The organism is Rickettsiales bacterium, assembly GCA_033762595.1.
Classification (GTDB): Bacteria; Pseudomonadota; Alphaproteobacteria; order Rickettsiales; family UBA8987; genus JANPLD01.
Genome location: JANRLM010000072.1, coordinates 1 through 10,429 on the forward strand (window position 1 = coordinate 1; position 10,429 = coordinate 10,429).

At 35.2% G+C, this 10,429-nt stretch carries 10 protein-coding genes and 1 tRNA gene; all 11 read left to right on the forward strand.

Features of this window, described 5'->3' with window-relative positions; genetic code table 11:
* Positions 1-343, forward strand: a 343-nt coding sequence (locus tag SFT90_05220; GenBank protein ID MDX1949883.1) for an FHIPEP family type III secretion protein, incomplete at its 5' end; no start/stop codon positions are given.
* A 572-nt stretch (positions 344-915) separates the two neighbouring features.
* Positions 916-1,437 (forward strand): cytochrome c oxidase assembly protein, encoded by a 522-nt coding sequence (locus SFT90_05225; protein ID MDX1949884.1) that lies wholly within the window; start codon positions 916-918, stop codon positions 1,435-1,437.
* Positions 1,438-1,489: 52 nt separating this feature from the next.
* Positions 1,490-2,254, forward strand: coding sequence for an AAA family ATPase (locus tag SFT90_05230; protein ID MDX1949885.1), 765 nt, complete (start codon positions 1,490-1,492; stop codon positions 2,252-2,254).
* Between the two features lie 363 nt (positions 2,255-2,617).
* Positions 2,618-2,693: transfer RNA gene (locus SFT90_05235), tRNA-Trp, on the forward strand.
* 72 nt (positions 2,694-2,765) lie between these two features.
* Complete coding sequence (secE, locus tag SFT90_05240; GenBank protein MDX1949886.1) at positions 2,766-2,948, forward strand: preprotein translocase subunit SecE; 183 nt, start codon at positions 2,766-2,768, stop codon at positions 2,946-2,948.
* 72 nt (positions 2,949-3,020) lie between these two features.
* A complete protein-coding gene (gene nusG, locus SFT90_05245; GenBank protein MDX1949887.1) occupies positions 3,021-3,560 on the forward strand; it encodes a transcription termination/antitermination protein NusG in 540 nt (179 codons plus the stop codon).
* Between the two features lie 80 nt (positions 3,561-3,640).
* Positions 3,641-4,084, forward strand: a complete 444-nt coding sequence (rplK, locus tag SFT90_05250) for a 50S ribosomal protein L11 (protein MDX1949888.1) — start codon at positions 3,641-3,643, stop codon at positions 4,082-4,084.
* Positions 4,085-4,127: 43 nt separating this feature from the next.
* Positions 4,128-4,862 (forward strand): 50S ribosomal protein L1, encoded by a 735-nt coding sequence (gene rplA / locus SFT90_05255; protein ID MDX1949889.1) that lies wholly within the window; start codon positions 4,128-4,130, stop codon positions 4,860-4,862.
* 26 nt (positions 4,863-4,888) lie between these two features.
* Positions 4,889-5,401, forward strand: coding sequence for a 50S ribosomal protein L10 (gene rplJ, locus SFT90_05260; protein MDX1949890.1), 513 nt, complete (start codon positions 4,889-4,891; stop codon positions 5,399-5,401).
* 146 nt (positions 5,402-5,547) lie between these two features.
* On the forward strand, positions 5,548-5,928 hold the full coding sequence (rplL, locus tag SFT90_05265; protein ID MDX1949891.1) for a 50S ribosomal protein L7/L12: 381 nt from the start codon (positions 5,548-5,550) through the stop codon (positions 5,926-5,928).
* 193 nt (positions 5,929-6,121) lie between these two features.
* Complete coding sequence (rpoB, locus tag SFT90_05270; protein MDX1949892.1) at positions 6,122-10,210, forward strand: DNA-directed RNA polymerase subunit beta; 4,089 nt, start codon at positions 6,122-6,124, stop codon at positions 10,208-10,210.
* Positions 10,211-10,429: the final 219 nt, after the last annotated feature.

A 10,429-nucleotide genomic window follows, 5' to 3' on the forward strand; every position in this document is an offset into this window, starting at 1 on the left:
TGCAAGGCAAATTTCTAATCAATATCTCAATAATAAGAATGAATTATTGGTTTTAACTCTTTCGCCAGCTTTGGAGCAACAATTCGCTGAAAGCCTTATAGGAAGCGGTGAAGAAAAGCAACTCGCGATGGCACCAACTAAACTTCAGGAATTTATTACAAAAGCAAAAACTCAGTTAGATAGTTTTTCTCTTAAAGGGCAGAATGCCTGCCTTCTGGTAACTCCAGCAATCCGCCCTTATGTTCGTGCTGTAATTGATAGATTCCGACCGCAAACCCCTGTAATCTCTCAAAATGAAATATTTTCAAAGGTGAAAATCACCTCACTCGGGCAGTTGGGGTGAATAAGAAGTATTTACAAGGCAAGAGATTTATAAAACTTTTGCTATTTTTCCTCTGTTTTGTCACCCCCCATTTATTGCGGGGTTAACCTTAAAACAAGCTCAAAACTTAAGCCTTAGAACATTTTTAAGCTTTAACCCCACAATAAATGCGGGGTGACAATTTGTGATTAAAGTTTCAAATCTATGCTTGGTAAAGATATGAAATAGTTTTAACTTTGATATATTTACAAAATAACTATTTTCTGCTATAAAAAATAAAAAAAATCTATGCCGATAGAAAAAGCACATCATGAAAAAAAGGTAAAAAATTATTTAACTTTTGGGATATTAATTTTCTTAGTTATTATTATTTTTGCGGTAACCTTGGTTAAGCTACAAATTACTTATTAATATAAATCTCTCCCCTTTTAAGGGGGGAGGAAAAAAATGTGAAATAAATTTTTACCAAAATTTTTAATTTATCTGCATTTTTGCAGATAACTCAAAGTAAGTTATTAATTTATATATCAAAAACAAATTTCAAAATGTCTGCATTTTTGCAGATGCTAAAATAAATTTTCCATAATACTTCAATGAACAAAAATATCACAACGGCAATAAATATCTTTGGGGTGGCGGTTGCGATGTTTGCTTTGGCTTATGCTTCAGCGCCTTTATATGATTTATTTTGCAAGGTAACTGGTTTTGGTGGCACAACTCAAGTCGCAACAAAACTGCCAGAAAAAATCTATAATCGAAGTTTTAGAGTTTTGCTTAATGCTGATGTAAAGCCTGAGTTGGATTGGAGTTTCCGCCCAGTTAATAACAAAGTTGAAGTTAAACTTGGGGAAAACAAACTCGTGTTTTTTGAGGCGATAAATAATGGCAATAAAGCCATTGAAGGTATGGCAACTTATAATGTTCTGCCCGAAAAAATTGGCGGATATTTTAACAAAATTCAATGTTTCTGTTTTGAAAGACAATTAATAAAACCTAAGGAAAAAATTATCTTTCCTGTATCTTTTTTTATTGACCCTGAAATCCTTAAAAACCAAGAGCTTGATGGCGTTTCAGATGTAACTTTATCTTACACTTTCTTTCCGTATAAAAATTAGTATTTCCATTTTTTTTCTAAATTGTTAAAACATTTCAAAAAAAATTATTAGCGTGAAAATTTTTGCATTAGTAAATCAAAAAGGTGGAGTTGGCAAAACAACAACAGCAGTAAATATAGCTACTGCCGTTGCTGTTGCTGGTAAAAAATGCCTACTTATTGATCTTGATTCCCAAGGCAATGCAACCACCGCTTTTGGCATTCCACCTGAAAATAGAGAGCCTAGTGCTTATGATATTCTAACAGATGATAATATCAAAGTTTCTGATGCAATTCAGAAAACTGAAATTCCAAATCTATCCATAATTCCTGCAGTTATTGACTTATCAGCTTGTGATTTACAACTCGCAGCAAAAATCGGTAGAGAGATAATTCTTAAGAAAAAGCTACAAAATCTAAATGCTGATTTTGATTATGTATTCGTTGATTGTCCGCCATCTTTGGGGCTTTTAACTATCAATGCACTTTCAGCTTCTGATTATGCGTTGATACCTCTGCAGTGTGAGTTTTACTCGCTGGAAGGGCTTTCTTATTTACTAAATACAATAAAATTAGTGCAGGATAATCTCAATGAAAATCTTGATATTGGTGGAATAATTTTAACAATGTATGATAAGCGAAATAAGCTTACGCAAGATGTTGAAGCGGAAATTGTTACGCATTTTTCTGATAAATTATTTAAGTCATATATTCCAAGAAATGTTAAGTTATCAGAAGCACCAAGCCACGGCAAACCAGGGATTGTTTATGATCACCGCTGTTCAGGCTCTCAGGCTTACATGCTTCTCGCGAGGGAATTTTTGAAAAGGTTTGGGTGAAATCAGGAATGTTTAATATGAATAGATATTAGAAATTTCTTCTAAAGTGTTACCCCGTACTTGTTGCTGGGTTAACAATAAAATAAGCTCAAAACTTTGGTTTGAAAAGACTTCTATCAATTAACCCCGCAACAAGTGCGGGCTGACAATTGTTGTTTAAGGAGCTTAAATCTTTATTTACTTAACAACACCACAATATTTTTCAAAAATAATTATATTTTTTCTTGCAATCAGATTTTCTTTCTATATATGCACTATTCCACAGTAGTTTTGGTGGTGTGTGGTTATTGGTGCTTTTATTCGGTTTAACCCCTTGTAATAAATGCAAATTTATCCCTTATACCTACTAACTATAAAAAAATTAGGGGTATAGCTCAGTTGGTAGAGCATCGGTCTCCAAAACCGAGGGTCGGGGGTTCGAGTCCCTCTGCCCCTGCCATTTCGATGATTCGATTTTTTGATTCTTCGATTTTTCGAAGTATCAAAGCATCAAAGCATCGAGGTATCGAAAATGAACATTTTCAAGTTCTTAAAAGAAGTTAAGCAAGAAGGTTCTAAGGTAACTTGGGCTTCTAAGCAGGAAACTACATCAGTAACATTAATGGTATTCATTATGGTTGCGGTTTCTGCGGTATTTTTTCTTTTAGTGGACTGGTTGATGTTTAATGGAGTTCAGTTTTTGCTAAAATTTTAATTTTGTTTTTTCGTTGACTCGTTGATTTTTTTTCTAGAAACAACGAAGCAACAAAATAACGAAACAACGATTATGTCAAACGCTAAATGGTACATAGTTCACGCGGCTTCAGGTTCTGAGAAAAAGGTTGCTGAAAAAATCAAAGAAGGTGCAGAAAAGAAAGGTTTTTCCAATCTTTTTGAAGAGATTGTAGTTCCGGTCGAGCCTTTTATTGAGGTTCGTAAGGGCAAAAAAGTTCAATCTGAGAGAAAATTTTTCCCTGGCTATGTTCTTGTGAAAATGATTCTCAACGACGAAACTTGGCAGATTGTAAAGAATACTCCAAAAGTTTCTGGCTTTTTAGGTGGTGGCGGTTCAAAGCCTCAGCCTATAACGGAAAGGGAAGCTCAAAATATACTTAAGCAAGTTGAAGAGGGTAAAACTTCAGCTCCGAAAAGTAAGGTTTCATTTATGGTTGGTGATACTATCAAAATTATTGAGGGTGCATTTGAATCGTTTATTGGAACTGTTGAGGAAGTTCACGAAGATACTAATAAGCTAAGAGTTGGCGTTTCAATCTTTGGAAGGTCAACGCCTGTTGAGCTTGAGTTCACGCAGGTTGAGAAGGCTTAGTTAGTTGATTGTTGATGGTTGATGGTTGATAGAAGATAAATTAAATCAACCATAAACCATAAACCATCAACCATTTTTATATGAGTAAAGAAGTAGTAAAAGTAATTAAATTGCAGATTCAGGCTGGAAAAGCTAATCCTGCACCTCCAGTTGGGCCAGCACTTGGTCAGGCTGGTGTTAATATTATGGATTTCTGTAAGCAATTTAACGACAGAACAAAAGATAAAGAGGGTCCAACGCCTGTTATTATCTCTGTTTACAAAGATAAAAAATTTGACTTTGTAACTAAACTTGCTGCAACTTCTTATCTTATCAAGAAGGAATTGGGTATTGAAAAAGGTTCAACTGCTCCAGGGCTTACTATAGTTAAGAAGATGACTAAAGAGCAAGTTAAAAAAGTTGCTAAGGCAAAAATGCCTGATTTTAACACTGATGATGTTTACGCTTCAATGCTAATTGTTGCTGGTCAAGCTAGATCAATGGGTATTGATGTTGAAAAATTTGATGAAGCATCTGCAGCGTAATTTATTGTAACTTATTTTATTAACCAAAAATCTTTTTTATAAAATGGCTAAAGCTAAAAAAAGAGAAAATACTGGCGAGAAGGTGGAAAAAGGAAATTCTACTGTTAGACTTGCTAAGACTAAAGCCGGTAAAGATTTTTCCAAAGTCTATAATTTAACTGATGCGCTTAACTTGGTTAAGGAATGTGCAACTGCTAAATTTGATGAATCAATTGATATTGCAGTTAACCTTGGCATTGATGTTAAGCAAACTGATCAAAATGTTCGTGGTGTAATTACTCTTCCAAATGGAACGGGTAAAAAAGTTAGGGTTGCTGTAATCGCTCGCGATAAAAAAGCTGAAGAAGCAAAGCAGGCTGGTGCTGATATAGTTGGTGCTGAAGAATTTATTGAAGAAATAGCAAAAGGTAAAATTGAGTTTGATAGACTAATTGCAACTCCAGATATTATGAAAGAGCTTGGCAAAGTTGCTAAAGTTCTAGGGCCTAAAGGCTTAATGCCAAACCCAAAACTTGGTTCAGTAACTGAAAATGTTGCAAATGCAGTTAAAGAAGCAAAAGCAGGGCAGGTTGAATATCGTGCAGATAAAGCTGGTATTATTCACGCAATAGTTGGTAAAGCGAGCTTTGCCCCTGAAAAATTGGCTGAAAATGTTAAAACTTTGGTTGATGCACTCAACAAGGCTAAGCCTCAAAATTCTAAGGGTATTTACTTGAAGTCTATAAACTTAAAGTCAACAATGGGGCCTGCAGTTAAAGTTGAAACTAAAATTGCATAATAAATTAACCTCTAAAATTAACTAAAATGGTTGATAAAACAAAAAAAATTAAGCAGGTTGAAGAGTTAAGAACTGCTTTCAGTGATTCGGCAACGGTAGTTGTTGCTAGTTTTACTGCTCTTACAATTAAGGATACTGATGAGCTACGCAAAACTGCTAAAAAAAATGGTGCTAAAGTTAGAATTGCAAAAAATACTTTAGCTTCGATTGCATCAAAAGATACAAAGCATAATTCAATTTCTGCATATCTTAATGGTCAAACTTTAGTTGCTTATTCTAAAGATCCAGTTGCTGCAGCAAAAACTATCGTAGATTTTTCTAAGAAAAATGAAAAATTAAAAATTGCCGGTGGTTCTTTTGATGGTGCAAACTTAAATAGTTCTTCAGTTGTTGATTTAGCAAATACTCCATCTCTAGATCAATCTCGTGGAAAAATTGTTGGTTTACTTGTTGCTTCTGCAGGTCAAATCGCTCGCATAGCTGCTGAGCCTGCAAGCCAACTTGCAAGAGTTTTTGCCGCTTATGGCAGAAAGGAATGATGCTTGGATTATTCCATTTTGAGTGTTTGCATTTTTTATAAAATATTTGTTGCAAAATAAAATATTCTGATTAAGAAAGCCTCAAAATAAGGATTAATCAAAGAATCTAATTTTATTATTAATTATTAAATATAAAGAGGGTCAAAATGGCTGCAAATCTAGAAAAAATCGTTGAAGATTTATCTTCGTTAACTGTATTAGAAGCTTCTCAGCTTTCTAAATTATTAGAAGATAAATGGGGCGTAACTGCTGCTGCTCCTGTTGCTGTTGCTGCTGCACCTGCTGCTGCAAATGATTCAGCTCCAGCTGCTGAAAAAACTGAATTTGATTTACACTTAGTTGATGCCGGTGCAAACAAAATCAATGTTATTAAAGAAGTTCGTGCTATTACTGGTCTTGGCTTAAAAGAAGCTAAAGATTTGGTAGAAGGTGCTCCCAAATTAGTTAAAGACGCTGTTAAAAAAGAAGATGCTGATAAATTCAAAAAACTTCTTGAAGCTGCTGGCGCTAAAGTTGAGCTTAAATAATTATTTATATCTGATTCCAATTAGCCCAAAGCGAAATAGTTTCGCCTTGGGCTTAAGCACTTTGTAATAAGTGCGAATTTTTCTTCAAGTTAGTTTGTGTGTTCTTAAATTTGTGATGTTTGACAATCTAACTTTCTTTATTTCTATCCGTTTTTATTTGTAAGGTTAAACCTAATTACATTATATTTCTACTATGTATTCATTCACTCAGCGTAAAAGAATAAGAAATTCTTTTGGTAAATATGAAACTCAGGCAAAAATGCCTAATTTAATTGAGATTCAAAAAAATTCATACGAACAATTTTTGCAGGCTAATATAAAGCCTGAGCAAAGAAAGAATAGGGGCTTGCAAGCTGTTTTCAAGTCTGTTTTTCCAGTTGAAGATATTGCACAAACTGCAACGGTTGAATTCGTAAAATATGATTTTGGCAAGCCAAAATATAGCGTTGAAGAATGCAACGCTAGGGGTTTAACCTTCGGTTGCCCACTAAAAGCAACATTCAGGCTTATCGTTTGGGAAGTTGATGAAGATGCTGGAACACGTGAAGTTGTTGGTATTAAAGAGCAGGAAGTTTATCTTTGCGATATCCCTTTGATGACTAATAACGGAACTTTCATAGTTAACGGCGTTGAGAGGGTTATAGTTTCTCAAATGCATCGCTCACCAGGTGTATTTTTTGAACATGATAATGGTGAATCGCACGCAACGGGTAAGATACTTTTCTCATCAAGGGTTATTCCTTATCGTGGCTCATGGTTAGATTTTGAATTTGATGCAAAAGATTTATTATATTTCAGAATTGATAGAAAGAAAAAATTATATGTTTCATCATTATTAATGGCTCTTGGCCTTGATAATGCAGAGATTGTAAAAAACTACTTCACCTCTGTTGATGTTGAAAAAACAAGCAAAGGTTGGGCAGTTGATTTTGTTCCTGAGAATTATAGTGGCGAGCTTGATTTTGATTTGGTAAACGCAAAATCAGGTGAAATCATTCTTTCAAAAGGCAAAAAAATAACACCAAGAAAAGCTAAACAACTAAAAGAGGAGGGTCTGACACAAGTAGTTCTTTCTGATGAAGTGCTTGTTAGGAAATATGCTTATGAAGATATTATTAATCAAAAAACTGGTGAAGTTATTTTGCAGGCAGGTAAGCAAATAACTTCTGAAGCTATTTCAAAATTTATTAAAGCTGGTGGCGAAAAATTCAAGATTGTTGATATTTCTTTAATGTCGCGTCCATATATTTTGGAATCTATGTCAGCGGATAAAAACGCTAATAGGGAAGATGCTCTATTTGATATTTATAGAGTTATCAGGCCTGGTGAACCGCCTACCATAGAGTCGGCTGAAACCTTATTCCATAATTTATTCTTCAATGCTGATAGATATGATTTATCAGATGTTGGCAGAATGAAAATGAATACTAGGCTTGGTATTAAAATCCCTGAAGAAGTTTCTGTTTTAACGAAAGAAGATATTTTAGAAATCGTTCGTAAAATAGTTGAAATTAAAGATGGTAAAGGTGAAGTCGATGATATTGACCACTTGGGAAATCGTCGAGTGCGTTCAGTTGGTGAATTGGCTGAAAACCAGCTTCGTCTTGGTTTGTTAAGGGTTCAAAAAGCTATTCTTGAGAGAATTGCTTCTGTTGAGATAGATACGGTGATGCCTAATGACATTATTAACGCTAAGCCTTTGGCTTCTTCTATTAAGGAGTTCTTTGGTTTATCGCAGCTTTCTCAGTTTATGGATCAAACAAATCCACTTTCTGAAATTACTCACAAAAGAAGGCTTTCAGCTTTAGGGCCTGGTGGTTTAACTCGCGAAAGAGCTGGCTTTGAAGTGCGAGATGTTCACCCAACTCACTATGGAAGAATTTGCCCGATTGAAACGCCGGAAGGCCCTAATATTGGTCTTATCAACTCACTTGCTACATATGCAAGAGTTAACAAATATGGCTTTATTGAAACGCCTTATGTTAAAGTTGAAAACGGCAAATTGACTAATAAAATTGATTATCTTTCAGCTATTGAAGAAGGCAAATTTGTAATTGCTCAGTCTGATGCAAATATTGATGAACAAGGAAATATCGTTGGTAAATTTATTTCTTGCAGAAAAACTGGTGACTTCATTTTGGCAAAACCAGAAGAAATCCAATATGCTGATGTTGCCCCTAAGCAGTTAGTATCTGTAGCATCTGCGTTAATTCCATTCTTGGAAAATGATGATGCGAACAGGGCTTTGATGGGTTCAAACATGATGAGGCAAGCTGTTCCACTTGTTAAATCCGATGCTCCGCTGGTAGGAACAGGAATGGAAGGTGCTGTTGCTTATGACTCAGGTGCGGTTATCGTTGCAAAGAGGGATGGAATTGTTGATAAAGTTGATGCAACTCGTATTGTTGTTAGAGTTACTGATGAAAAAGGTGATTCGCAAGCGGTTGATATTTACAATCTTCGCAAATTCCAAAGAACAAACCAAAACACTTCAATCAACCAAAAGCCTATAGTTAATACTGGTGATAAAGTTAAAGCTGGTGATGTTATAGCTGATGGCCCAAGCACTGAGCTTGGTGAGCTTGCACTCGGCAGAAATGTTGTTGTAGCGTTCATGCCTTGGAATGGTTATAATTATGAAGATTCAATCTTAATCTCCGAAAGAATTGTTAAGGAAGATGTATTCACTTCAATCCACATTGAAGAATTTGAATGCGTTGCAAGGGATACAAAACTCGGTGCAGAAGAAATAACTCGTGATATTCCAAATGTATCAGAAGAAAACCTTATAAACCTCGATGAAACTGGTATCGTTCATATCGGTGCGGAAGTTGGGCCTGGTGATATTCTAGTTGGTAAAGTTACGCCAAAATCTGAATCTCCAATGACGCCAGAAGAAAAATTACTCAGAGCTATTTTCGGTGAAAAAGCTGCTGATGTTAAAGATTCTTCACTTAGAATGAAGCCGGGTATTACTGGAACAGTTGTTGATGTTCGTATTTTCTCTCGCAGAGGTATTGAGAAAGACGAAAGAACAATGGAAATTGAAAGAGCGGAAATTGAACGCCTTAAAAAAGATAGGAATGACGAATATAAAATCGTTACTGCCCCACTTTACGAGCGTTTGGCTAAGTTAATTACAGGTAAAAAATCAGCAAAAGCAATCGGTGCAGTTAAAAAAGGTAACAAGATTGACGCTGAAAGCTTAAAGGAAACTCCAAAAGTTAAATGGTGGGCTTTAGAAGTTGAAGATGCTGATGTAATGACAAAATTCAAAGAGCTTAAAGATGAATATGATTTAATTGTAAAAAATCTTGAGGAAGTTCTTGAAGATAAAATTGAGAAATTACAAGGCGGTGATGACTTAGCTGCTGGTGTTCTTAAAACGGTTAAAGTTTACATTGCAGTTAAGCGTAAACTTCAGCCAGGTGATAAGATGGCAGGTAGACACGGAAATAAAGGTATCATTTCTAAAATTTGCCCTGCGGAAGATATGCCTTTCTTAGAAGATGGCACGCCGGTTGATTTTGTTCTTAACCCGCTTGGTGTTCCTTCGCGTATGAATATTGGTCAGATTTTTGAAACTCATTTGGGTTGGGCTTCTCGTGAGTTCGGTAAGCAAATTCGTGAAGTGCTAGAAGCTTATTACGATAAAGGTAAGAAAGATACTTCAGAGCTTCGTTCAAAAATAGCTTCAATTTACAATAATAACAGCGATAAAAAAGCAATTAAATCTCTAGATGATTCTGAAATTGTTGAGCTTGCAGGCAATTTAACAAAAGGTGTGCCAATGGCTTCACCAGTGTTTGATGGTGCAGATGTTGAAGAAATTTCTGAATCTCTTAAGAAAGCTGGTTGTGATACATCTGGTCAGTTTGATGTTTTTGACGGCAGAACAGGTGAAAAGTTTGATAGAAAAGTTACAGTTGGTGTAATTTATATGTTAAAACTGCACCACCTTGTTGATGATAAACTGCATGCTCGTTCAATTGGGCCATACAGCCTTGTTACTCAGCAACCACTTGGTGGTAAATCTCACTTTGGCGGTCAGAGATTCGGTGAAATGGAATGTTGGGCATTGCAAGCTTATGGTGCTGCTTATACATTACAAGAAATGCTAACTGTTAAATCTGATGATGTAGCAGGTAGAATCAGAATTTATGAGGCTATTGTTAAAGGTGAAGGTAATTTTGAATCAGGTATACCGGAATCATTTAACGTTATGATTAAGGAATTTAGATCTCTTTGTTTAAATGTACAATTAGAGGAAAGTTCAGAGTAGGATTGGTTTTCGATGCACAATCGTCTAAATTTTGTGTGCCGTTTTTTTGAATATCACTTGGTTTTAAAAGCAAGGTTGCAAGAGTTTAAGTTTGAGGAAAAGCTATTATGTCAACAAAGGTTAATTTTTACGGTCAATTAAGCAACACTCAACAATTTGATCAAATAAAGATAAATATTGCCAGCCCAGAGCAAATAAGATCTTGGTCTTTTGGAGAAA

Coding starts and splice junctions, on each gene's coding strand:
- SFT90_05225 (MDX1949884.1), top strand. CDS start 916: ATGAACAAAAATATCACAACGGCAATAAATATCTTTGGGGTGGCGGTT.
- secE (MDX1949886.1), top strand. CDS start 2,766: ATGAACATTTTCAAGTTCTTAAAAGAAGTTAAGCAAGAAGGTTCTAAG.
- nusG (MDX1949887.1), top strand. CDS start 3,021: ATGTCAAACGCTAAATGGTACATAGTTCACGCGGCTTCAGGTTCTGAG.
- rplK (MDX1949888.1), top strand. CDS start 3,641: ATGAGTAAAGAAGTAGTAAAAGTAATTAAATTGCAGATTCAGGCTGGA.
- rplA (MDX1949889.1), top strand. CDS start 4,128: ATGGCTAAAGCTAAAAAAAGAGAAAATACTGGCGAGAAGGTGGAAAAA.
- rplJ (MDX1949890.1), top strand. CDS start 4,889: ATGGTTGATAAAACAAAAAAAATTAAGCAGGTTGAAGAGTTAAGAACT.
- rplL (MDX1949891.1), top strand. CDS start 5,548: ATGGCTGCAAATCTAGAAAAAATCGTTGAAGATTTATCTTCGTTAACT.
- rpoB (MDX1949892.1), top strand. CDS start 6,122: ATGTATTCATTCACTCAGCGTAAAAGAATAAGAAATTCTTTTGGTAAA.